21 protein-coding genes are annotated in these 22193 nt (G+C 62.7%); 11 read left to right on the top strand and 10 right to left on the bottom strand.

The window, feature by feature from the left end; all coding sequences use genetic code 11:
* Positions 1–23: 23 nt before the first annotated feature.
* The 5 genes from FA04_RS32590 to FA04_RS32570 all read left to right on the top strand — a co-directional run bounded on the left by FA04_RS32590 (position 24) and on the right by FA04_RS32570 (position 6581).
* Positions 24–1163 (top strand): ABC transporter substrate-binding protein, encoded by a 1140-nt coding sequence (locus FA04_RS32590; RefSeq protein ID WP_156553142.1) that lies wholly within the window; start codon positions 24–26, stop codon positions 1161–1163.
* The gene (locus FA04_RS32585) at positions 1163–2230 is read left to right on the top strand and encodes a FecCD family ABC transporter permease (RefSeq protein WP_226020927.1); all 1068 of its coding nucleotides are present in this window, start codon (positions 1163–1165) and stop codon (positions 2228–2230) included. Before FA04_RS32590 ends, FA04_RS32585 begins: the two co-directional genes overlap by 1 nt.
* Positions 2224–2976: an ABC transporter ATP-binding protein gene (locus tag FA04_RS32580; RefSeq protein ID WP_034796220.1), complete on the top strand. Its 753-nt coding sequence runs from the start codon at positions 2224–2226 to the stop codon at positions 2974–2976. The genes FA04_RS32585 and FA04_RS32580 overlap by 7 nt, the downstream gene beginning before the upstream one ends.
* A 565-nt stretch (positions 2977–3541) precedes the next feature.
* Positions 3542–5128 carry a Re/Si-specific NAD(P)(+) transhydrogenase subunit alpha gene (locus FA04_RS32575; RefSeq protein WP_034796338.1) on the top strand — a complete coding sequence of 529 codons (1587 nt, stop codon included), beginning with the start codon at positions 3542–3544 and terminating at the stop codon, positions 5126–5128.
* A gap of 19 nt (positions 5129–5147) precedes the next feature.
* Positions 5148–6581, top strand: coding sequence for an NAD(P)(+) transhydrogenase (Re/Si-specific) subunit beta (locus FA04_RS32570; RefSeq protein WP_034796222.1), 1434 nt, complete (start codon positions 5148–5150; stop codon positions 6579–6581).
* Between the two features lie 92 nt (positions 6582–6673).
* Here the strand turns inward: FA04_RS32570 and FA04_RS32565 are convergent, their stop codons facing one another.
* The 4 genes from FA04_RS32565 to FA04_RS32555 all read right to left on the bottom strand — a co-directional run bounded on the left by FA04_RS32565 (position 6674) and on the right by FA04_RS32555 (position 9091).
* Complete coding sequence (locus FA04_RS32565) at positions 6674–7123, bottom strand: DUF2269 family protein (RefSeq protein ID WP_034796228.1); 450 nt, start codon at positions 7121–7123, stop codon at positions 6674–6676.
* 279 nt (positions 7124–7402) lie between these two features.
* Complete coding sequence (locus FA04_RS36225) at positions 7403–7792, bottom strand: hypothetical protein (RefSeq protein ID WP_234798835.1); 390 nt, start codon at positions 7790–7792, stop codon at positions 7403–7405.
* A 53-nt stretch (positions 7793–7845) separates the two neighbouring features.
* Complete coding sequence (locus tag FA04_RS36220; RefSeq protein WP_234798834.1) at positions 7846–8025, bottom strand: helix-turn-helix domain-containing protein; 180 nt, start codon at positions 8023–8025, stop codon at positions 7846–7848.
* A gap of 31 nt (positions 8026–8056) precedes the next feature.
* Entirely contained in the window at positions 8057–9091 is a 1035-nt protein-coding gene (locus FA04_RS32555) for an AraC family transcriptional regulator (RefSeq protein ID WP_034796231.1), read from the bottom strand.
* 161 nt (positions 9092–9252) lie between these two features.
* Between FA04_RS32555 and FA04_RS32550 the strand changes: the two genes are divergently transcribed.
* From FA04_RS32550 to FA04_RS32525, 6 genes are all read left to right on the top strand, one after another.
* On the top strand, positions 9253–10119 hold the full coding sequence (locus tag FA04_RS32550; RefSeq protein ID WP_034796234.1) for a sugar phosphate isomerase/epimerase family protein: 867 nt from the start codon (positions 9253–9255) through the stop codon (positions 10117–10119).
* Between the two features lie 7 nt (positions 10120–10126).
* A complete protein-coding gene (locus tag FA04_RS32545; RefSeq protein WP_034796237.1) occupies positions 10127–10975 on the top strand; it encodes a sugar phosphate isomerase/epimerase family protein in 849 nt (282 codons plus the stop codon).
* The gene (locus FA04_RS32540; protein ID WP_034796240.1) at positions 10972–12486 is read left to right on the top strand and encodes a sugar ABC transporter ATP-binding protein; all 1515 of its coding nucleotides are present in this window, start codon (positions 10972–10974) and stop codon (positions 12484–12486) included. The genes FA04_RS32545 and FA04_RS32540 overlap by 4 nt, the downstream gene beginning before the upstream one ends.
* Positions 12483–13463: an ABC transporter permease gene (locus FA04_RS32535; protein ID WP_082936627.1), complete on the top strand. Its 981-nt coding sequence runs from the start codon at positions 12483–12485 to the stop codon at positions 13461–13463. Before FA04_RS32540 ends, FA04_RS32535 begins: the two co-directional genes overlap by 4 nt.
* Positions 13460–14461, top strand: a complete 1002-nt coding sequence (locus FA04_RS32530) for an ABC transporter permease (RefSeq protein WP_051659341.1) — start codon at positions 13460–13462, stop codon at positions 14459–14461. Before FA04_RS32535 ends, FA04_RS32530 begins: the two co-directional genes overlap by 4 nt.
* A gap of 91 nt (positions 14462–14552) precedes the next feature.
* Entirely contained in the window at positions 14553–15677 is a 1125-nt protein-coding gene (locus tag FA04_RS32525; protein ID WP_034796243.1) for a substrate-binding domain-containing protein, read from the top strand.
* A 113-nt stretch (positions 15678–15790) separates the two neighbouring features.
* Here the strand turns inward: FA04_RS32525 and pcaF are convergent, their stop codons facing one another.
* From pcaF to FA04_RS32495, 6 genes are read right to left on the bottom strand one after another with little or no spacing between them, the layout of a single operon-like run.
* Positions 15791–16993: a 3-oxoadipyl-CoA thiolase gene (pcaF, locus tag FA04_RS32520; RefSeq protein ID WP_034796246.1), complete on the bottom strand. Its 1203-nt coding sequence runs from the start codon at positions 16991–16993 to the stop codon at positions 15791–15793.
* Between the two features lie 5 nt (positions 16994–16998).
* Entirely contained in the window at positions 16999–18969 is a 1971-nt protein-coding gene (locus FA04_RS32515; RefSeq protein ID WP_034796250.1) for a 3-hydroxyacyl-CoA dehydrogenase NAD-binding domain-containing protein, read from the bottom strand.
* Between the two features lie 11 nt (positions 18970–18980).
* On the bottom strand, positions 18981–19376 hold the full coding sequence (locus FA04_RS32510; protein ID WP_034796252.1) for a RidA family protein: 396 nt from the start codon (positions 19374–19376) through the stop codon (positions 18981–18983).
* Positions 19354–19782, bottom strand: coding sequence for an acyl-CoA thioesterase (locus FA04_RS32505; protein ID WP_034796253.1), 429 nt, complete (start codon positions 19780–19782; stop codon positions 19354–19356). Before FA04_RS32505 ends, FA04_RS32510 begins: the two co-directional genes overlap by 23 nt.
* Before the next feature lie 11 nt (positions 19783–19793).
* Positions 19794–20981: an acyl-CoA dehydrogenase gene (locus FA04_RS32500; protein WP_034796255.1), complete on the bottom strand. Its 1188-nt coding sequence runs from the start codon at positions 20979–20981 to the stop codon at positions 19794–19796.
* Positions 20982–20996: 15 nt separating this feature from the next.
* Positions 20997–22193: an acyl-CoA dehydrogenase family protein gene (locus FA04_RS32495; protein WP_034796257.1), complete on the bottom strand. Its 1197-nt coding sequence runs from the start codon at positions 22191–22193 to the stop codon at positions 20997–20999.

Here is a 22193-nt window from a genome sequence, read left to right as displayed (position 1 = left end):
GTCGCAACTAAAAAGGAATGAGAATGTCGATCTTCGGGAAAATCGCGTCGGCGATGGTCGCAGCCTTGGTATTGGCGGCTTTGCCCGCCAGTGCGGCTGAAATCATCGACGTCACCGGCCGTCGGGTCGAAATTGCGCTTCCGGCCAAGCGCGTCCTGTTGGGCGAGGCGCGGCAGATCCACGTGGCCGCAGCGCTGAAAGGCGAGCATGTCTTCGACACGATCGTCGGTTGGCGCGATGATCTTTTGAAGAAGGATCCGGACTCCTACGCTGCCTATGTGGAGCGCTTCCCCGAAATCGAGAAACTGCCGCGGTTCGGCTATATCCCTTCGGGCGATTTCAGCCTCGAGGCAGCGATTGCGCTCAAGCCTGAGGTTCTGACGCTCAATCTCGAAGCGCAGCAGGCGGTCGAAGAATCGGGCTTCATCGAAAAGGCCGCTTCCGCCGGCATTGCCGTCGTCTATCTCGATTTCCGCGTGGATCCTGCCGCCAATAGCGAAAAATCGGTCGAAATCCTCGGCCAGCTCTTCGGTGCCGAAGCGAAGGCCCGCGAATTCATCGACTATCGCAATGCTCAAATCGCGCTGGTGACGGACCGCCTCAAGAAGGCGGGGGAAATTGCGCGGCCGAAAGTCTTCATCGAGCGCTCTCCCGGCATCACCGGCGACGTTGTCTGCTGCCGCACCTTCGGTCCGGCCAACTTCGGCAAAATGGTGGAAGAGGCCGGCGGCCACAATATCGGTTCTGACGTCGTCAAGGGGACCTTCGGCGACCTCAATCCTGAGCAGCTGATCGTCAGCGATCCGGATCATGTCATTATCACCGGCAGTAACTGGTCGGCGGAATCCGATCTCAACCAGTTCGTTAGCGTCGGACGCGGCGCCGATGCGGCGGCGGCAGAAGATCGCCTGCGCGGCCTTATGCAGCGCCCGGGCTTTCCCGGCCTGAAGGCGGTGAAGGAGGGCAATGTGCATGCCGTCTGGCACCAGTTCTACGGCGCCCCTTACGAGTTCATTCCGATCCAGCAGTTTGCCAAGTGGTTCCATCCGGAGCTCTTTGCCGACATAGACCCGGACCGGACTTTCCGCGAGTTCCATGAGAAGTTTCTGCCGGTGACCTACCGCGCGGGTTACTTCGCCTCGCTTCCAAAGAGTGGTGAATGATGGTTGCCATGACCGAACAAGTATCCGGCGTTGAAGGGCGAGGGCGCTACCGCTCTCTCGTTTTGCGCCGCTTGGTGTTGATCTTCTGCCTCATCGTTGCGCTCTTTGCGTCGGTTGCAGTCGACATGGCTCTCGGGCCTGCAAACTATCCACTCGCGGATGTGCTGACCGCGCTCTTTCGACCGGAAACTGTAAGCGACCAGCTCCGGGTGGTGATCTGGGACATTCGCATGCCGATCGCCCTGATGGCCGTGACGGTGGGTGCCTCATTGTCGGTCGCAGGCGCGCAGATGCAGACGATCCTTGCCAATCCACTGGCAAGTCCATTCACGCTCGGCATTTCCGCCGCTGCCGGCTTCGGTGCGGCCCTCGGTCTCGTTGCCGGCGTGGCGGTTTTTCCCGTCGCCGTCCAATACATGGTGCCAATCAACGCCTTCCTTATGGCGATGTTGGCGGCGCTCTTCATCCATTTCGCCTCCACCATGCGCGGCGTTACGGTCGAAACAATCGTTCTGCTCGGCATTGCGCTCGTCTTCACCTTCAATGCCGCGCTGTCTTTGCTCGAATATCTCGCCTCCGAACAGGCGCTGGCCGCCGTCGTCTTCTGGACGATGGGCAGTCTCACCAAGGCAACCTGGCCAAAGGTCTGGATCACCGGCGCCGTGCTGCTGTTCGCCTTGCCGCTGTTTGCACGGCACGCCTGGGCGCTAACCGCGCTTCGGCTTGGTGACGATAAGGCTGCGAGCTTCGGTATCAATGTTCGAAGGCTCCGGCTCGAAGCAATGATGACGGTCAGCCTGCTTGCGGCGATCCCGGTTTCTTTCGTTGGCACGATCGGCTTTGTTGGTCTCGTCGCTCCGCACATCGCACGCATGCTGGTCGGCGAGGATCAGCGCTTCTTCCTGCCAGCTTCTGTGTTGTGCGGCGCGCTCCTTCTTTCGGTCACTTCGGTCGTGAGCAAGATGATTATTCCGGGCGCCGTCCTGCCGATTGGAGTCATCACCGCGCTCGTTGGCGTGCCCTTCTTCTTCGTGCTGATTTTCACCAACAGGAGGCGCGCATGGTAAGCCTGTCGCTGGAAAAGGTCGGCGCGAATTATGGCCGGCGCACGGTGCTCTTAGATGTCAACACCGGTGTCTTGCGCGGCGGTGGCCTGACGGCGGTGATTGGTCCGAATGCGGCCGGCAAGTCGACGCTGTTCAAGCGCATAGCAAACCTGACCTCCGGTCCCGGCACTGTCCACCTGTCCGATACGGCCAAGGGGTCCGAAGGCATCTGCTACATGCCGCAGGATACCGGCGCCAATGCCGTGCTGACCGTCTACGAGTCGGTGCTGTTGTCGGCCAAGCAAGGCTCAGGCTGGAAGGTGAAGGACGCCGAACTCGCCGAGATCGACCGAGTGCTGGGCGAACTCCGGATCGCCGATCTCGCCTTTCGTGGCCTTGGTGAGCTCTCAGGCGGCCAGCGCCAGCTCGTCTCCATCGCGCAAGCTCTCGTGCGTAAGCCCGAAGTGCTGTTGATGGACGAACCGACCTCGGCGCTCGATCTCTTTCGCCAGATCGAGGTCCTTGGCTTCATGAAGCGTTTGTCGGCGCAGTCGGGTATGGCGGTGTTGATCGCGCTGCACGACCTGAACCATGCGCTGCGCTATTGCGACGACACGATCGTCATCAGCGGCGGGTCGGTGCTGGCGAGCGGCCCCACCCACGACGTCATCACCGCGGATATGCTGCGCTCGGTTTATCGCGTCGAGGCGCGGGTGGAGGCCTGCTCCCTGGGGCGACCGGTCGTCATTGTCGACGAATCCCTTTGATGCGTGGACGCGCGGGTCGTTCACGTTCGAGCTCGTCACCCCTGCAAATCTGAGCAGCTACGAAAGCCGCAACTAGAACATCCTCCCAAGGGGCCGCACGGCGCGGCACGCGGCGAGACCGCGTCGCCGTGCCGTGCCGAGGGCATTGAAATAAAAACTTCCGAAGGAGGGCTTGCAGCAGCGGCCCCGTAGCGTGTCGACGCCAGGCGCCGGATTGTCAGTCGCGGCTCGGCACGATTGTTTCATGAAACGCGCGCAGGTCGGGACCCCTCTCTGGTGAAGCGTCGCTTCACATACGCAATCGGCGGCCCCCTGGAGCCGATGCAGCACCCTCTTCGTGGGGGCGTCGCCGTCCCCTTTTTGTTGGCCATTGGTGCCCGAGCGGCCCGTCGGCTGGAGTGCTTGGCCAATAAAAACGATTAGTGAAAACTAAAAAGCGACAAGAATGGACGGATTCGCGGCAAAGCGTACTGGACAGTACTCTCAAGGTTTGCTTGTTCTGCTGTCGCATTGTTGAGGGACAAGGCATTGCCTAGTCGGCAGGAGAGGACAGACAAGCATGGCGATTAAAATTGGCGCGCCGCGGGAGGTAACCGCAAGCGAGGCGCGCGTGGCGCTGACACCTGACAGCGCGGTGCAACTTGCGAAACTTGGCTATTGCAGCATCATTGAGACGGGCGCGGGCGTTGCGGCCGGTTTTTCCGATGATGCCTATCGGGCCGTGGGCGTCGAGGTGGCCCCGTCGGCAGAGGCGCTGTGGGCTTCGGCAAATGTCGTCGCCAAGGTACGGCCGCCCGAGCCGAGCGAGGTCGCTTATCTGTCTGCGGACAAGACGCTGATCTCGTTCTTCTATCCGGGCCAGAATGCCGAACTTCTGGAGCTCGCCAGGGAAAAGGGCGTCAACGTCATCGCCATGGACATGGTCCCGCGCATTTCGCGCGCCCAGAAGATGGATGCGCTGTCGTCGATGGCCAATATCGCCGGCTATCGCGCGGTGATCGAGGCCGGCAACAATTTCGGTCGCTTCTTCACCGGCCAGGTGACGGCCGCCGGCAAGGTGCCGCCGGCCAAGGTCCTGGTGATCGGTGCGGGCGTCGCCGGTCTTGCGGCGATCGGGGTCGCCACCTCGCTTGGCGCTCAGACCTACGCCTTTGACGTGCGGCCGGAAGTCGCCGAGCAGATCGAGAGCATGGGAGCCGAGTTCGTCTATCTCGATTTTGCCGATGGTGAGGGGGGCGGTCAGCAGGATGGCGCTGCCACCGGCGGTTATGCGGCTCCCTCTTCGCCGGAGTTCCGCGAGAAGCAGCTTGCCAAGTTCCGCGAGCTTGCGCCCCAGATCGATATCGTCATCACCACGGCGCTGATCCCGGGCCGTGATGCACCGAAACTCTGGCTTGCCGACATGGTCGCCGCGATGAAGCCGGGATCGGTGGTGGTCGATCTTGCGGCCGAGCGTGGCGGCAACTGCGACCTGACCGTTGCCGATCAGCGGATCGTCTCCGACAACGGCGTCGTCATCATCGGCTATACCGATTTTCCGAGCCGCATGGCCGCGCAGGCGTCCACGCTCTATGCCACCAATATCCGCCATATGCTGACGGACCTGACGCCGGGCAAGGACGGCAAGCTCGTCCACAACATGGAGGACGACGTCATCCGTGGCGCGACCGTCACCTTCGAGGGTGCGATCACCTATCCGCCGCCACCGCCGAAGATCGCCGCGATCGCGGCGCAGAAACCAAAGGAGAAAGTGAAGGAGCCGACGCCGGAGGAAAAGCGTGCGACCGAGGCCGCAGCCTTCAAGGCCCAGACGAAGAGCCAGCTGACGCTTCTCGCCGTCGGCACGGCGCTGCTGCTTTTGGTCGGCGCCTTTGCTCCGCCTGCCTTCATGAGCCACTTCGTCGTCTTCGTGCTCGCCTGCTTCGTCGGCTTCCAGGTCATCTGGAACGTCTCGCATTCGTTGCACACCCCGCTGATGGCCGTCACCAACGCGGTTTCCGGCATCGTCATTCTCGGGGCGCTGCTGCAGATCGGGTCTGGCAACTGGCTGGTGGTGCTGCTTGCGGCGCTGTCGGTGCTGATCGCCACGATCAACATCGTCGGCGGCTTCCTCGTCACGCGGCGCATGCTCGCCATGTTCCAGAAATCCTGATCGGGCAGGGGTAAGCATTATGATGATCGGTATCGTATCGGCCGCCTATATTGCGGCAGCCGTCCTCTTCATCCTCTCGCTCGGCGGGCTTTCGGGCCAGGAAAGCGCCAAGCGCGCCGTCTGGTACGGCATGACGGGCATGGCGCTTGCCATTGTCGCCACGGTCTTCGGACCTGATGTCGGCAACTGGTTCATCATCGCGCTGATGATCGCGGGCGGCGCCCTGCTCGGCCACTTCGTCGCCTCCCGCGTCCAGATGACCGAGATGCCGCAACTCGTTGCAGCACTCCATTCCTTCGTCGGTCTTGCCGCAGTCTTCATCGGCTTCAACGCCCATATCGAGGCGGCTGATGTCGCCGGCCTCGATGCGGCGGCCCGCTCTGCATTGACCGGCTTTGCCGCGATCCTTGCCCACAAGGAACCGGTGGAACTGTCGATCATGAAGGTCGAGGTCTTCCTCGGCGTCTTCATCGGCGCCGTCACCTTCACCGGCTCCGTCATCGCCTTCGGCAAGCTTGCCGGCAAGGTCGACGGCAAGGCCAAGAAGCTGCCGGGCGGTCACCTGCTCAATGCCGGTGCTGCCCTTCTCTCGCTCGTGCTGCTGGTGCTCTACGTCAATGGTGCCGGCACCTGGACGCTGCTTGTCATGACGCTCGCCGCTTTCTTCATCGGCTATCACCTGATCATGGGCATCGGCGGCGCCGACATGCCGGTGGTGGTGTCGATGCTGAACAGCTATTCCGGCTGGGCGGCCGCGGCCATCGGCTTCACGCTCGGCAACGACCTGTTGATCGTCACCGGCGCCCTGGTCGGCTCCTCGGGCGCGATCCTCTCCTACATCATGTGCAAGGCGATGAACCGCTCGTTCCTGTCGGTCATCCTCGGCGGCTTCGGGGCAACCACGGGGCCGGCAATGGAAATCACCGGCGAGCAGATCGCCATTGATGCCGATGGCGTGGCCGCAGCCCTTAACGACGCCGACAGCGTCATCATCGTGCCGGGCTACGGCATGGCGGTGGCGCAGGCGCAGCAATCGGTCTCCGAGCTCACCCGCAAGCTGCGGGCGGCCGGCAAGAACGTGCGCTTTGCCATTCATCCGGTCGCCGGCCGTTTGCCGGGCCACATGAACGTGCTTTTGGCCGAAGCGAAGGTTCCCTACGACATCGTGCTCGAGATGGACGAGATCAACGAAGACTTCCACGAAACCGATGTCGTCATCGTCATCGGCTCGAACGACATCGTCAATCCGGCCGCCCAGGAGGATCCGAACTCACCGATCGCCGGCATGCCGGTGCTCGAAGTCTGGAAGGCCAAACAGGTGTTCGTCTCCAAGCGTGGCCAGGGAACCGGTTACTCCGGCATCGAGAACCCGCTGTTCTACAAGGACAACACCCGCATGTTCTACGGCGACGCCAAGAAGAGCATCGACCAGCTGCTGCCCGCGCTGGCGTGATGACGCCCTGAAAAGACAACTCATCGCTCCGCATATAGGGGCGGTGAGTTCAACTCCGTTGATGAGCGACCGATGCGTCCGATGGCGTCGCCCTAGGCGCCGAGTAGGTCGGGTTTGACGACCATCAGAGCTATTATCAGAGCAAAAAGCGAGATCGATGCCAGAAGGCCGCCCAAAGCGCGCTTGTTTCTAAGAAGCGTTCGGACTTCCATTTTGTCGATCGTGCCTTCAAGGGCTGGATGCACCTGTGCCTCCCATGGCCGCACGACCCTGCTTTCGACAATCATCAAGGCGGCGATCAGGGTGAATGACATCAGTAGCCAGGGTGTCGATAGCGGCCACCCACCCAAAACGATGAGGCCAATGCCTCCGGCAATCCCTATGCCGGTGAGCAGACCTGCAATCCTGTTTGCGGTCAGGGCCAACTTTGCAGCCCCGATTTGCCCTCGCCGGGCAGAAATGAAAAGGAGCTCCCTTGCTGCAAGCAGCAGAAATGCCGTGCCCATGGCCGCGGCATGAATCATCACGACGTGTGCGTACATCTCTTGTTACCTTGGTATGGAGCTTCGAGAAGCGGTCGCTCGACCGCTCGTGCTGCATTTGATTTCGACACGAGGTTGGCTGTCGGATTGGCCGCGTGCAGCCTCAATTGTGAGCGATCACTCGCAAAAATCTACTCGCGTTCGAGAAGCTGTCTCTGCGAGCGCCCCCGGTTCATATTCCCCCGGTAGTTCGCGCAGTTGGACGCCGGCGTTCACGGAGCGACATCAAGTCGCCAAGACCCAGCTCTCGCATCTTGGATGTCTGCTACCCGAAGGCCGTTACTTCAGGTAGCGCGTGATCAGCGTCGTCACTTCGTTGATGAAGGCGTCGACGTTCCCATCGTTTAGCTTCTCTGGACTGTCGACCACCGCGCCGTGCGTCAGCGCCTCCTTGCAGCTGACGCAAATGTAAGCGGCCAGATCCAGATCCATCGGCCGCAGTTCTTCCTTGTGCAATTCGAGATAAGCCCTGATCAACCCGTAGAACTCTCTGTCAAAACCGTCGATCGTACCGATCCGCCCTGCACGTGGCGTTTCCTCGACCAACACCCGATGAAGGTCCGGGTTCACACGATGAGCATCGATCATCGTCTTGACCAGTTCGCGCACGGCACTGTCGAGCGGCAGCGTCGCCACTTTGGCCAGCGTACCCCGCAAGACATCCACCATCTCGCTCTTGTGGCGTTCGATGACGGCAACGACGAGCGCTTCCTTGCCCGGAATTACTGATAGAGAGAGCCGATGCTGACGCCGGCCTCTTCGGCAATCCGGTTTGTGTTGGCGCGTTCAAATCCTTCTTTGATCAATGCACGCGCAGTCGCTTCGACCAAGGCCTCGATCATCGCTCGCGAGCGTTGCTGCGAACCGACCTTTCGTGGCGTCAGGAGAGCTTTCTTGTCCATTCGGCTTTGATCCGGTCGCGGCGGCCCACTTTCAGTTGGCGATCGATAGCGACTGACGCGGCGTTTCCATTGGCGAAAACCCGAAGCGCTTCTTGTAACAGGTGGCAAAGTATTGGCTCGATGAGAAGCCGCAATCAAAGGCGATGTTGGTGACCGATTGCGCGCCGCTTTCAAGAAGCAGCCGTGCGGCGTTGAGTCGGAGCGTCTGGAGGTAGCGGACAGGCGTCATGTTGGTCAGCACCTGGCAATGCTGCGAAAATTGCGTGCGGGAAAGATTGCACTCCGCCGCCATGTTCTCGAGCGTCCAGTCCTCGTCGAGCGCATGACGCAGCCGCTTCAGGAAGATCTCGACCGTGCGCTTCGAGCTTGCAAGAGCAAGATCGAGAACCGGTGCCTGGCTTTCCAGCATCTGGCGGAATTGCAGCAGCATCATCGAAATCAAGAGGCGCAGGTGCGCCTCTCCACCGTCGATATCGCCGCCTGCCACCACCTCGTGGATGTCGAGGAAGGTGCGGGTAACTTCGCGGGAGGCGTTGTAGGAAATCTGTTCGTTCTTCGACAGAAGTTCGCTCAGGCGCTTTCGGTCGCGCTCGGGCCAGCCGATCCAGTCGGGCCACAGCCAGGTTTCGTGTGGTCGGCGCACGCCCATATCCATGAGCACCCAGATGATGTGGCTGGCACCGACATTGGGATCGCCGAGCGCGTGCAACTGCCAGGGCCGCACGACGAACATCTGGCCTTCATTGATCGTCGTCCTGCGGCCATCCATGGTGACCGTCAATGAGCCGCGCGCCAGATAGGCGATCTTGACCCCCTCGTTGCAATGTTCGCGCAGGCCCCAGTCCTGCGGGGTCGTCGCATCCCATCCGCCAACGGAACAGACCTGCGGCAGCGCCGCGCCGAGGTCGATGCCGGGATAGCCGCGTCGCGTCCAGGCATTGAGCGACACCTGGCCCGCAAGCGAGGCCTTCATCAGGTCCTGGCAATTGCCGGCATAGAGCAGGGCGCCCGGCTCGCGGAAGACCGCGGGCCGATTGACCGCCCGTTCGTTGCTGCTCTTCGTCATCCCGCTCCCCCGCAGATGTATAAAATTTACCAGTCGTCTATTTCGAACGCAGGCAGCGATTTATTGCGCAATGCTTGGACATCATCAAGCGGCATTTTGGAGGCGCTGGTGATTTGCCGTTGAAACTCAATGGCATGGGGGAAATTGGGAGGATTTTGCCGGTGCGGATAGGCTTCCACACGGACGCGTTCAACTCGGCCTACTGGTCGTTTGAAAAATGCCTGGAATGGGCGAGCGACAACGATTTGCACTTCATCGAGTGTGGTCTGATCGACGGCGTGAGCTGGATCCACGGACTGGGCTATCAACCGCATGTCGCGCTCTACGAGGACCCGGTCCTCTTGCGTCGCAAGATGGAGCGTTACGGCGTGCGCTTTTCCCAGGTCGATGCGGCCTATCCGCTGTCTGGCGAGGACGGACCGCTCAGAGGTGTGCCCTATGTGCTGAAGTCGATTGCCTGGGCCGCGCAGGCCGGCAGTCCCTGCGTCGACACGACCGACGGGCTCCACATGCCGCCCGGACTTACCGAAGAAGACTCGATGGCGCTGATGAAGCGCAGCTACGAAAAGATCGTCGAAGTCGCCGAAGCGCACGAGATCGTCGTCAACATCGAGCCTCATGGTCATTTCACGACGCGTCCGGAATTCATGGAGCGCATGCTCGCCTTCGCAGACAGCAAGTGGCTGCGCATGAACATGGACACCGGCAACACCTTCATCGCCGGCCAGGAACCGCCGCAGTTTCTGTCGCGGTTCATCGACAGGGTGTCTCATGTCCATCTTAAGGACGTGTCACCGTCGCTGGCAGCGGCTGCCCGTGGCGGACAGACCGGGATCGCGGTCAGCCATTGTGCGCTCGGCGATGGCGTCAATGCCGAGAATATCAAGATCTGTCTCGCCATGCTTCGCGACCACGGCTACGACGGCGTACTCAGCCTCGAATGCGAAGGCGCCGCCGGCCCGATGATCGAAACGTCACTGGCCTGGATCCGCGCGACGTGTCGCGATCTCGGCATTTCGCTGAAGTGAGCGCGTCATGAAGCTTGGTATCAATCTCCTTTGCCTGACCGATTTCGTCGAGGAGAGGCATCTCGACAATATCGGCCGGTTGCGCGATCTCGGCTATGATGGCGTCGAAGTGCCGGTTCTGTCGGGCAAGGTCAGTCACTACGAACGCCTGGGCCGCGAACTGGACGGGCTCGGCCTTGGCCGATCCACCACATCGATCGTGCCAACGCCTGAGGCAAACCCCGTCAGTTGCGATGCCGAAGTGCGGGCGCGCGGGCTTTCCCATCTCGACTGGGCGCTGGATTGCGCAATAGCGCTTGGTGCTGAAAGCATGGGCGGGCCGTTTCATGCCCCGATCGGCTTCTTTACCGGCAGGGGCGCCAGCGAAGACGAGTTGAAGTATGGGGCAGACGCGCACCATGCGCTGGCGGAGCGGGCGGCGGCCAACGGCATGCATTTGAGCCTCGAGCCGCTCAATCGCTTCGAGACTTATTTTCTCAACACGATGGAGCAGGCGCGTGCCTATGTGGATCGCGTGGCGCATCCTGCCTTCAAGATCATGTACGACACGTTCCATGCCAATGTCGAGGAGCGTCGGCCGGAGGCGGCGATCCGCCTGATTGGCCAGGATATCGGGGTCTTCCATGTCTCCGAGAACGATCGTGGCATTCCCGGGCGGGGGCATATCGAATTTGGCGCGATGTTCACGGTGTTGAAGGAGCTCGGCTATGACGGTTGGCTGACGCTTGAGGCATTCGGCGCCGGGCTGCCGGCGATCGCGACGGCGACCCGCGTCTGGCGGCCGCTGTTTCCCGACTTCGATACGCTCTTTTCCGAGAGCGCGACATTCATCCGCAAGACATGGGCTGCTGCATGAACACGAAACACCCCGCTATCGAGATGCGCGGCATCGCCAAGAGTTTCCCCGGTGTCAAGGCGTTGAAAAACGTCAGCTTCTCCGCGCATTGCGGTGAGGTCCATGCGCTGGCGGGAGAAAACGGTGCCGGCAAGTCGACGCTCATGAAGATCCTCTCCGGCATCTATCGGCCGGACGCAGGCGCGGTTGTCGTAAACGGTGAGGAACGGCATTTCACGCATCCGCTTGCGGCGATCCGCGCGGGCATTGCCGTCATCTATCAGGAATTCTCCCTACTGCCCGAGCGAACCGTCGCACAGAACATCTTCCTCGGCCGCGAGCCGACGCGCCGCGGTCTAATCGACCACAGGGCGATGAATGACGAAGCGCGGCGCGTGCTTGCGCTCTTCGGCTCGGCGCACCGGATCGAGCCGAGCACCGTTGTCGCTGACCTCGACGTCGCCAGCCAGCAACTGGTGGAGATCGCCAAGGCGGTGTCGCTAGAGGCAAAGGTGATCGTGATGGACGAGCCGACGGCAGCGCTGAACGAGGCCGAATGCGAGGTGCTCTACGGTCTCGTCGACACCTTGAAGAAAAGCGGTGTGGCGATCGTCTACATCACCCACCGCATGCCCGAAATCACGCGGCTGGCCGATCGTGTTACCGTGCTCAAGGATGGCGAGGTGGCGGTTCGCTTCGACCATGTGCCTGAGCCCGAGGCGATCGTACGAGCCATGGTGGGCCGCGACCTTGGCGATTTCTATGCGGAACCGGCAGCACCGCAGGAGATCGGCGGCGTCGTGCTCTCAGTCCGCAACGCCGGCAACGAACGGCTGAAAAATGTGTCCTTCGAACTGCGCGCAGGCGAGATCGTCGGTTTTTCGGGCTTGCAAGGGGCAGGGCGCGTCGCGCTCGCGCAGGCGATATTCGGCCTTTCTCCCTTCACCAAGGGTGAGATCACCCTTTCCGGCAAGCCGGCGCGGTTCACCAGTCCGCGCGAGGCGATCAGCGCCGGGGTAGGGTTGCTGCCGGGCGATCGCAAGGCCGAAGCGCTGGTGTTGATGCAATCGGTCGTCGACAACGGCATGCTTACGTCTCGCGCACTCTCCGGCCTTTCCGGCAATGCCAATGCGACGCCTTTCGTTTCGGCGGAAGCGATGGAAAAGCTGCTGCGCGAACTCGACGTGCGCGCCGGCAGCTTTGCCCAGGACATCAAGGCGCTGTCGGGCGGCAACCAGCAGAAAGCCATCGTTGCGCGCTGGCTGGCGCTGGCGCCTCGGCTGTTGATCTTCATCGAGCCGACACGCGGCATCGACGTCAATGCCAAGGCCGGGATCTACCACCTGATGCGCGATCTCGCGCGCAGGGGCACGGCCATCATGATGGTCTCGTCCGATCTCCCGGAGGTTCTCGGCGTATCCGACCGCATCCTTGTGATGCGGAACGGCGAACTCGTCGCGGCGTTTTCGCGCGGGGCCTCTGAAGCCGATGTGATGTTGGCGGCAACCGGCGAGGAGGCGGTGGCAGCATGAACAAGGCAACTCTCATCCGGCGTCCGGCCTGGCGCATGGAACACTACGCGCCGGCGCTTCTGCTCGGTCTGGCCGTCCTGATCTATGCGGCGATTGCGCTCAGCCTCGGCCTGACACGCTTCCTGACACCGGAGGCGACCGTCTCCATCCTTAACCGGTCCATCGCGCTCGGCATCACCGCCGTTGGGCAGACCTTCACCATCCTCGTCGGCTCGATCGACCTGTCGGTGGCCCATCTCATCTCGGCCTCGGCCGTGGTGTCCTCTGCGATCATGAACGGCGACCCGGCGATGATGGTGCCGGCCGTTGCTGCGGTGCTCGTGATGGGGACGGTGGTCGGAACCCTCAACGGGCTCCTGATCACCCGCCTCGATGTCAACCCGCTTATCGCGACGCTCGGCATGGCGCTGATCATTCAGGGCTGTCTTGCCTCCCTTCATGGCCGGTTCGGCGGCTCGGTACCGGATGCGTTCCAGTATTTCGCCTATGGCGAGGTGCTCGGGCTGCCGGTCAGCCTGGTCGTTCTGGCGCTGCTGGTCCTTGGCGCATGGATCGTCCTGCGCTTCACGCGCTTTGGCTCCAACATCTACTCGGTTGGAGGCAACCGCGACACGGCGCGCGCGGCCGGCATCAACACGACGCGGGTCGTCATGGCGAGCCATATCATCTGCAGCCTTTGCGCGGCGCTCGCCGGCCTCTATTTGGCCAGCCGCCTGAAATCCGGTTCGCCCTGGATCGGCACGGAGGGCGCATATGATCTGGAATCGATCGCCGTCGTCGTCATCGGCGGCACAATCCTCTCCGGCGGCAAGGGTGGGATCTGGGGCACTGTTGCCGGCGTGATCATTTTCTCGCTGATCGATTCCATCTTCAATCTCGCCGGCATTGACGCCTTCGCCAAGCAGGTAATGCGCGGCATCATCATCGTCGCCGCCGTCGCCTTTTACGCAGTCCGTTCAAAGAGGATAGTGGCATGATCCAGGAAACCGTCGGCTCCGCAAAGACGCGCGGCGTGGCAAGCATTGGGCGGCTGCCGAAGATCAATCCCGTCTTCTTCGTGCTGGCAGCCCTTCTCGTTGCCATCACGTTTTCGAACCCGAACTTCATCGAGCCCACGGGCTACATGAATTTCCTGAAGCGAGCCGCTCCTCTTGCAATCCTTGCGGCCGGCCAAATCTACGTCATCGTCTCCGGCGGTTTTGACCTTTCGGCAGGCTCGCTCATCACGCTGACGGTCGTCGGCTCGTCGATGCTGCTCGACAACAGTGCCGATGCGACCTGGTGGGTGATTGCGGTCATGTATGCGGTGGGGCTCGCCGTCGGCGTGGTGAACGGCCTGGTCGTTTCCTATCTGCGGGTGCCGTCATTGATCGCCACGCTCGGCATGATGATCACGCTCAATGGTGCTGCCTTCATGTGGTCGAGCGGATCACCGCGCGGCTACCTGCCGGAGACGTTCCGCTTCTTCGGGCGCGCCAGCCTTCAGGGCATTCCATTGATCCAGTTCCTGCCGGTGGCATTGCTGGTGCTGTTGGTCGTCGGCTTCGTCTTCTTCTGGCTCATGCATCGCACCAATCTCGGGCGCATGCTGCATGCGCTCGGCGACAATCCGCGCGCGGCGCAAATGTCGGGTGTGCCGATCGAGAGGGTGCGCATCATCGCCTTTGTCGCCTCGTCGCTGAGCGCGGTGACGGCCGGCATCCTGCTCGGTGGATTTGCGGGCGTATCAACCGATGTCGGCGTCGGCTACGAGCTGCAGGCGATCACCGCCTGCGTGATCGGCGGAGCGCAGCTTCTCGGCGGCCGCGGCTCCGTGCCCGCCTCGATTGCAGGCGCGCTGACGCTGACCGCCATCTTCACGCTGCTCAACTTCATCGGACTGCCGAAGCCGACGCGCGATGTCGTCCAGGGCTTGATCCTGATCGCCGCAGTCGTGCTTGCAACCTACCGGCGCAACCGCGCCGGCGGGACCTGATTTCGAGGGTCAGAGCGGTTGCGGGCACTTTCCGCATTCCGCTCCAGGCCATCGGGAGGAACTGAAAAATCATGATCAATGGGAGTGAGACATGAAAAAATTGCTGACCGCCGCACTTTCGGCTGCGCTCGTCGCCGGCACGGCGCATAGCCAACAGCTGAACTTCGACGATACTGCCGAGTTCGACAGACAGCGGACGCTGCTGACGGCCAAGGCCAATGGTCCCGACGGGGAGCCTTGGGAGCAGTACTACGGCGACCAGATGGCCGACACCGCAAAGCACAAGAAGCCAGGTCCCTACACGATCTGCTTTTCGAACGCCGGCGTGAACAATGCCTGGCGGGTAACCGGCTGGACGAACATGCAGGCCGAAGTAAAGCTCCATCCGGAAATCAAGGAGCTCATTCACGTCGATGCCGAAGGGTCCGACGACAAGCAGATCGCTGACATCGACGACCTCATCAACGGCGGCAAATGTTCGGCCCTGATTGTCTCGCCGAATACGACGGCAGCCCTGACGCCTGCAGTCGAGAAGGCTTGTGCCAAGCTGCCGGTGATCGTCTTTGACCGCGGCGTCAACACCAAATGCCCGGTCACCTTCATCCATCCGGTGGGTGGTTACGGCTTCGGTATCCAGGCAGGCGAGTTCGTGGCGGCCACAGCACCCGCGGGCGCCGACGTCCTGATGCTGCGCATCGTACCGGGTGTCGATGTGCTCGAGACCCGCGCGTCCGCGGCCAAGCGCATTTTCAAGGAGACAGGGCTGAACGTCGTCGGCGAGGAATTCACCGAGGGCGACAATGCCAAGACCAAGTCGATCGTCGAAGACTACCTGCAACGCGGCAAAATCGACGCGATCTGGATGGACGCTGGTGCCACAGCAGTTGCAGCCCTCGAAGCCTTCGAGGATGCGGGCCTGCCGCCCCCGATCATTACCGGCGAGGACCAGCAGGACTTCCTGGTCAAGTGGAAGTCGGAAGGCTTCAAGGCGATAGCCCCGACCTATCCGACCTACCAATGGCGCACGCCAATCATCGCGGCAGTGAAGGTGCTGCAGGGCGAGGCGGTGCCGGGTCCGGAATGGGTAATGCCGCAGCCGGCGATCACGGCAGAAACGCTCGATCAATATGTCGACGCCAAGATGCCCCCGCTGCATCACGCCATGTGCGGCTGCGAGAAGCTGCCGGACTATCCCGCCGCCTGGGGTGGAAAATAAGCTTGAAGACCGAGCCGCTTGCGGCTCGGTCTCAGTCCCATCAGCTGAGTAGCAAGCCCAGCTTTCTCATTGTCTTGAGCAGCCTTCGGCTGACGGCACGAAGCGTGCAGCCGCTACGGCCGTGTCAACAGCATCGAGATGCCCTGTCCGACGCCGATGCACATGGTGGCGATCGCACGCTTGGCACCCTGCGCTTCGAGCTCCAACGCGGCGGTCAACGCCAGGCGTGCACCGGACATGCCGAGCGGATGGCCGAGCGCGATGGCGCCGCCGTTCGGATTGACACGGGGCGCATCGTCGGCAAGCCCCAGTTGCCGCATGCAGGCGAGCGCCTGCGCTGCAAAGGCCTCGTTCAACTCGACGACATCGATGTCGCCGATGCCGAGACCAAAACGTTCCAGGAGCTTGTGCGTGGAAAAGACCGGTCCGATGCCCATGATGCGTGGGGCAACACCGGCCGTTGCCATGCCGTCGACGCGGGCCAAGGGCTGAAGTCCGTAGCGCTCGACCGCGCCGGCTGAGGCGAGAATGAGCGCGGCCGCGCCGTCGTTGACGCCCGATGCGTTGCCCGCGGTTACCGTGCCATTGGCGCGGAACGGCGTCGGCAGGCTCGCAAGCTTTTCGAGCGTCGTCTCGCGCGGATGTTCGTCGTGTTCGACGTGGGTCGTCTCGCCCTTGCGTCCCTTGATCGCGTAGGCGGCGATCTCGCGGGCGAGACGCCCGCTCTTTTGCGCAACTGCCGCGCGCGCCTGGCTGCGCAGTGCAAAGGCGTCCTGATCTTTGCGGGAGATGGAAAATTCGGCGGCGACGTTTTCGGCGGTCTCCGGCATCGAGTCGATGCCGTATCGGTCTTTCATGGCCGTGTTGATGAAGCGCCAGCCGATCGTCGTGTCGTGGATCTCGGTGCTGCGCTGGAACGGGCTTTCGGCCTTCGGCATGACGAAGGGCGCACGCGACATGCTTTCGACGCCGCCGGCGACCACGATTTCGGCCTCTCCCAGCCGGATCGCGCGAGCGGCATAACCGACTGCATCGAGCCCGGAACCGCACAGCCGGTTGATCGTCGTTCCGGCGACCGTCTCCGGTAGCCCGGCGAGCAAGGCGGCCATGCGGGCGACGTTGCGATTGTCCTCACCCGCCTGGTTGGCGCAGCCAAGTACGACCTCGTCGATCGCTTCGGCCAGAATGGACGAAACACGCGCCAGCGCCTCGCGGATCACATGGGCCGCAAGATCGTCCGGGCGGGCGCTCGAGAGTGCCCCGCCGTAGCGGCCGATGGGGGTGCGCACGCCGCCGACGATGTAGGCTTCAGCCATGAGATTTATCCTTTGCTTTGCCCGGCTGCAAACATCGGCCCTCCCTTGTGCGCGGGAAATCCGTAGCCGTTGATCATCACGAGATCGATGTCGCCGGGACGCGCGGCGATGCCTTCGGCGAGCAGCGCCTTGCCTTCGTCGCACATGGCGTTCAGAAGCCGGTTCATGATCTCATCGGATTTAAAGGCGCGCGGCGTGATGCGCTTGGCTGCCCGCGCCGTTTCGATCACCGCCGTGACGTCGGGATCAACGGTGCGCTCACCATCGGGATAGGCGTACCAGCCGCGGCCACTCTTGCGGCCGAGACGGCCGGCCTCGCAGAGCCTGTCGGCGATTTCGACATAGCGTGCGGCAGGATCGCGTGTTGCCGCCTGTCGCTTGCGTCGTGCCCAGGCAATCTCCAGTCCGGCCATGTCGTTGACGGCGAAGATGCCCATCGGAAAGCCATAGGCCTCGAGCGCGGCGTCGATCTCCTGCGGCAGTGCTCCATCTTCCAGCATGAACTCCGCCTCGCGGCGATAGGCCGAGAAAATGCGGTTGCCGATGAAGCCTTCGGTGACCCCGGTTACGACCGGCAGCTTGCCGAGGCGTTTGACGAAGGCAAGCGCCGTCGCCAGGACGTCCGGCGCGGTCTTGGCGCAATCAACGACTTCGACGAGCCGCATCACGTTGGCGGGCGAAAAGAAATGCAGGCCCACCACCCGTGATGGATCGACCGTCGCCGCCGCGATCGTATCGGGGTCGAGATAACTGGTGTTGGTCGCGAGGATGGCGCCCGGTGCGACGATGCCGTCGAGCTTCTGAAACAACTCCGTCTTGACCTGGAGGTCGTCGAACACCGCTTCGATGACGAGGTCAGCTTTCGCGAGCTCAACGGCTTCTGCGGTGGTCTGCAGCCGCGCGAGGCATTCGTCGCGTCCGTCAGCAGTCAATCGTCCAGCCCGCACGGTCTTGTCGAGCGTCTCGGCAATGCGTGCCCGTCCGCCGGCTGCGGCTTCTTCCGTCTGCTCCAAGGCGACCACGCGGTAGCCGGAGATCAAGGCGGAGACCGCGATGCCGGACCCCATCAGCCCGGTGCCGACGACACCGACGATCGCGATCGGCCGAGGCGAAACCTTGTCGAGCCCTTCGACCTTGCCGGCGGCGCGCTCCGCAAAAAACACATGCCTGAGGGCCGCTGACTCGACCGAATCCCGCAGACGCCGGAAAGTCGCGCGTTCCTCAGCCAGTCCTTGCTTCAGGTCGAGTTCACCGGCTGCCTTAACGAGGCGGATTGCCTCGGCGGGGGCAGCCTGGCCGCGGGCCTTTGCCAGAACCTTCGCTTCCACCGCGCCGACGGCTTTGGCGTGCGCAGGCGGGACGGCGATCATGCCGGTCCGACGGAGCGGCTTGCCAGCTTGCTCTTGAACGAAAGCCAGAGCGACAGCGACAGGATCGGCGGCAATGCTGTCGGCAAGCCCAAGCGCCACAGCTTCGGCGGCCTTCACGGCACGACCGGTTCCGATGAGATCGATCGCCATGACCGTGCCGATCAGGCGTGGCAAGCGCTGCGTCCCGCCAGCACCCGGGACAAGCCCGAGCTTTACCTCGGGCAGGCCGAACGACACCTTCTCGCCGGCAATCCGGCCGTGGCAGGCAAGCGCCACTTCGCAGCCGCCGCCAAGGGCGGGGCCGTTGACGGCTGCGGCAACCGGCTTGTCGAAGGTCTCGATGCGCTCGATCACTTCGGGAAGCAGCGGGTCGACCGGCGGCTTGCCAAACTCCCTGATATCCGCGCCGCCGATGAAGGTATTGCCGGCGCCGGTGATGACGAGACCCGCAATCGTCGACCGTTCGGCAACATGGTCAAGCGCCGCCATCAGGCCGGAACGGACATCCGCGGAGAGCGCGTTGACGGGCGCGTTGTCGATGGTAACGAGGAGAACGCCACCTTCAAGTCGGGCGGAAACGCTTTCGGAAAATCGGATCTCGGCCATGCTGCCAAACCTCAATCGGGGACGACGGCCGTTGCCTGGATCTCGATCTTGGCGCGGTCTTCGACGAGCGAGACGACCTGCATCGCAGCCATGGCCGGGAAATGCCGGCCGATGATGTCGCGATAGGCCTGACCGATGCCGCGCAGATTGCCGACATATTCCTGCTTGTCAGTGAAGTACCAGGTCATGGTGGTGATGTGCTGCGGCTCGGCGCCGCCGGCCGCAAGCACTGCGACCACGTTCTTCAGCGTCTGGCGCACCTGCTCGACGAAATCGTCGGTCTCGAACTCGGACTGCGCGTTCCAGCCGATTTGGCCGCCGATGAAGACGGTGCGGCCTTTGGCCGAGACGCCGTTGGCATAGCCGATGGGCTTAGCCCAGCCTTCAGGTTGCAGGATGGTGTGCATCGGTCGTCTCCAGATGTTGTGTCAGCGCGGCGCGGATATCGTCCGGCCAGGCACAAGAAGCGTGATTGTCGAGCGAGGTGGCAACGACCCGCTGTTTTGCTGTCCAGAGCACGGTGCTTCTCGCCGAGACCGTGTGCTCCATGTCGAGCGACGAGCGGCCAATGCCGCGCACCGCCAGCGCGAAATCCAGATCGTCGCCCTGGAAGCCCGGTCGAGAGAAGGTGAGATCGAGGCGCACCGTCGGCACGCCGATCCGCCGCTCGTCGTTCATGGCTTTCCAGGGAAAGCCGAGCGAGGCGAAGAAGTCCTCCGTCACCCCGACAAGAATATTGAGATAGGACGGGAAGTAGGCGATCCCCGAGGGGTCGCAGTCTCCGAACCGCAGTGGTCTCGTGGTCCTGAACATCGATGCCGACCTCAGTTCGCAAAGGCGGCAATGCCGGTGATGGCACGGCCGAGGATCAGCGCATGGATGTCGTGGGTACCCTCATAGGTGTTGACCACTTCCAGATTGACGAGGTGGCGGGCCACCGGAAATTCGTCCGAAATGCCGTTGCCGCCGAGCATGTCGCGCGCAGTTCTGGCGATTTCCAACGCTTTTCCGCAGGAGTTGCGCTTGAGGATCGAGGTCAGTTCGACCGGCGGATTGCCTTCATCCTTCATGCGCCCGAGGCGCAGGCAGCCCTGCAGGCCAAGGGCGATTTCGGTTGCCATGTCCGCAAGCTTCTTCTGGATCAGCTGGTTGGCGGCAAGCGGCCGGCCGAACTGTTTGCGGTCGATCACGTATTGCCGCGCCGTGTCATAGCAGGACTCGGCTGCACCAAGGGCGCCCCAGGCGATGCCGAAGCGCGCGGAGTTGAGGCAGGTGAAGGGGCCCTTCAGTCCTGTCACCTCAGGCAGCATGTTTTCGTCCGGCACGAAGACCTCGTCCATGACGATCTGGCCGGTGATCGATGCCCTTAAGCCCACCTTGCCGTGGATCGCCGGCGCGCTGAGACCCTTCCACCCCTTTTCGAGGATGAAGCCGCGGATGGCGCCATCTGATGTCTTTGCCCAGACGACGAACACGTCGGCGATCGGCGCATTGGAGATCCATGTCTTTGAACCGGACAGCAGATAGCCGCCATCGACCTTGGCGGCCTTGGTGATCATCGATCCGGGATCAGAACCGTGGTCGGGCTCGGTCAGGCCAAAGCAGCCGATCTTGGTGCCGGCAATCAGTCCTGGCAGGTATTTGCGCTTCTGCGCTTCACTGCCGAAGGTATGGATCGGCACGATGACGAGCGAAGACTGCACGCTCATCATCGAGCGGTAGCCGCTGTCGATGCGTTCGACCTCACGGGCGATCAGGCCGTAGGAAACGTAGTTGAGGCCGGCGCCCCCGTATTCCTCCGACACCATCGGACCGAGCAGGCCGAGTTCGCCCATCTCGGCAAAGATCGACGGATCGGTTTTCTCGTGGCGGAATGCCTCCTGGACGCGCGGAGCCAGACGGTCTTCGGCATAACGCGCAGCGGTCTGGCGCACCATGCGTTCTTCTTCGCTCAACTGCTGATCCAGGTTGAACGGGTCCTGCCAGTCGAATGACGCCTTCGAACCATGCATGTTCGACACCCCTTGTTATCGTCCCGTGCCCTTCATCAGCTCGCGGCCGATGATGAGCTTTTGAACCTCGGTCGCGCCCTCGTAGATTCTGAGCGCGCGGATCTCGCGATAGAGCCGCTCGGTGATCTCGCCGACGCGCACGCCGCGGCCGCCAAAGAGCTGCAGCGCCTGGTCGATGACCCATTGCGCGTTCTCGGTCGCGGTCATCTTGGCCATCGCCGCTTCGCGCGTCGTTGGTCGTTTCTGCACGTCGCGTTGCCACGCCGTGCGGCCGGTCAGGAGTGCTGCCGCGTCGATAGCGGTCGCCATCTCGCCAAGCGTGCTTTGCGCCGTCGGCAGATCGCCAAGGGTCGCGCCGAACATCCTGCGGCTCTTCGCGTGGGCCACCGCCTCGTCAAGCGCGCGCCGGGCAAATCCGATCGCGGCGGCTGCCACGGACGGGCGGAAAATGTCGAGGGTGCGCATGGCGATCTTGAAGCCTTCGCCAGACGCGCCCAGAAGTTGCGACGCCGGGATGCGGCAATTGTCGAAACGAAGGCGGGCGAGCGGATGCGGCGCAATCGTCTCGATGCGCTCGGGGATGGTAAAGCCCGGCGTATCGGCGAAGACCACGAAGGCGGAAATGCCGCGCGTACCCGGCGCCTCGCCTGTGCGGGCAAAGACGGTATAGACGTCGGCGATGCCGCCGTTCGAGATCCAGGTCTTTTCACCGTCGAGTACGAAATGATCGCCATCCCGGCGCGCAGCGCACGCCATCGCCGCGACATCCGAGCCGGCCTCGGGTTCGGAAAGCGCAAAGGCGGAGATCCATTCGCCGCGGGCGACCTTGGACAGGACGGCGTGTTTCAACGCCTCGGAGCCGGACAGGCTGATCGCACCCGTCCCGAGGCCCTGCATGGCGAAGGCAAAGTCGGCAAGCCCGTCTGTGTAGGCGAGCGTTTCGCGGATGAGGCAGAGCGACCGGCTGTCGATCTCGTCGCTAGCACCGCCGAACGCCTTTGGCACGCAATGGCGAAGCACGCCTGCAGTACCGAGTGCCGCGACCAGCTGCTTGCAGGCGGCATCGACATCAGCGTGATCGATCTCGCCGAGGCCGCCACGAGCCACGAAGGCGTCGAGTTCCGCAGCGAGCGCACGGTGACTGTCATCGTAGAACGGCCAGTCGAGATGATCGCGGGAAGGTGGGCGCAAGGTCGTGCCATGGGAACTCAT

It is taken from the genome of Ensifer adhaerens (assembly GCF_000697965.2).
Lineage (GTDB): Bacteria > Pseudomonadota > Alphaproteobacteria > Rhizobiales > Rhizobiaceae > Ensifer > Ensifer adhaerens.
The sequence above is the reverse complement of the archived record's forward strand: the minus strand, read 5'-3'. Positions and strand labels throughout refer to the sequence as shown.

What these genes read in the sequence shown, in the direction of transcription:
- FA04_RS32590 (WP_156553142.1), top strand. Translation starts at nt 24, where the DNA reads ATGTCGATCTTCGGGAAAATCGCGTCGGCGATGGTCGCAGCCTTGGTA.
- FA04_RS32585 (WP_226020927.1), top strand. Translation starts at nt 1,163, where the DNA reads ATGGTTGCCATGACCGAACAAGTATCCGGCGTTGAAGGGCGAGGGCGC.
- FA04_RS32580 (WP_034796220.1), top strand. Translation starts at nt 2,224, where the DNA reads ATGGTAAGCCTGTCGCTGGAAAAGGTCGGCGCGAATTATGGCCGGCGC.
- FA04_RS32570 (WP_034796222.1), top strand. Translation starts at nt 5,148, where the DNA reads ATGATGATCGGTATCGTATCGGCCGCCTATATTGCGGCAGCCGTCCTC.
- FA04_RS32565 (WP_034796228.1), bottom strand. Translation starts at nt 7,123, where the DNA reads ATGTACGCACACGTCGTGATGATTCATGCCGCGGCCATGGGCACGGCA.
- FA04_RS36225 (WP_234798835.1), bottom strand. Translation starts at nt 7,792, where the DNA reads ATGGTGGATGTCTTGCGGGGTACGCTGGCCAAAGTGGCGACGCTGCCG.
- FA04_RS36220 (WP_234798834.1), bottom strand. Translation starts at nt 8,025, where the DNA reads ATGGACAAGAAAGCTCTCCTGACGCCACGAAAGGTCGGTTCGCAGCAA.
- FA04_RS32555 (WP_034796231.1), bottom strand. Translation starts at nt 9,091, where the DNA reads ATGACGAAGAGCAGCAACGAACGGGCGGTCAATCGGCCCGCGGTCTTC.
- FA04_RS32545 (WP_034796237.1), top strand. Translation starts at nt 10,127, where the DNA reads ATGAAGCTTGGTATCAATCTCCTTTGCCTGACCGATTTCGTCGAGGAG.
- FA04_RS32540 (WP_034796240.1), top strand. Translation starts at nt 10,972, where the DNA reads ATGAACACGAAACACCCCGCTATCGAGATGCGCGGCATCGCCAAGAGT.
- FA04_RS32535 (WP_082936627.1), top strand. Translation starts at nt 12,483, where the DNA reads ATGAACAAGGCAACTCTCATCCGGCGTCCGGCCTGGCGCATGGAACAC.
- FA04_RS32530 (WP_051659341.1), top strand. Translation starts at nt 13,460, where the DNA reads ATGATCCAGGAAACCGTCGGCTCCGCAAAGACGCGCGGCGTGGCAAGC.
- FA04_RS32525 (WP_034796243.1), top strand. Translation starts at nt 14,553, where the DNA reads ATGAAAAAATTGCTGACCGCCGCACTTTCGGCTGCGCTCGTCGCCGGC.
- pcaF (WP_034796246.1), bottom strand. Translation starts at nt 16,993, where the DNA reads ATGGCTGAAGCCTACATCGTCGGCGGCGTGCGCACCCCCATCGGCCGC.
- FA04_RS32515 (WP_034796250.1), bottom strand. Translation starts at nt 18,969, where the DNA reads ATGGCCGAGATCCGATTTTCCGAAAGCGTTTCCGCCCGACTTGAAGGT.
- FA04_RS32510 (WP_034796252.1), bottom strand. Translation starts at nt 19,376, where the DNA reads ATGCACACCATCCTGCAACCTGAAGGCTGGGCTAAGCCCATCGGCTAT.
- FA04_RS32505 (WP_034796253.1), bottom strand. Translation starts at nt 19,782, where the DNA reads ATGTTCAGGACCACGAGACCACTGCGGTTCGGAGACTGCGACCCCTCG.
- FA04_RS32500 (WP_034796255.1), bottom strand. Translation starts at nt 20,981, where the DNA reads ATGCATGGTTCGAAGGCGTCATTCGACTGGCAGGACCCGTTCAACCTG.
- FA04_RS32495 (WP_034796257.1), bottom strand. Translation starts at nt 22,193, where the DNA reads ATGAGTTCCCATGGCACGACCTTGCGCCCACCTTCCCGCGATCATCTC.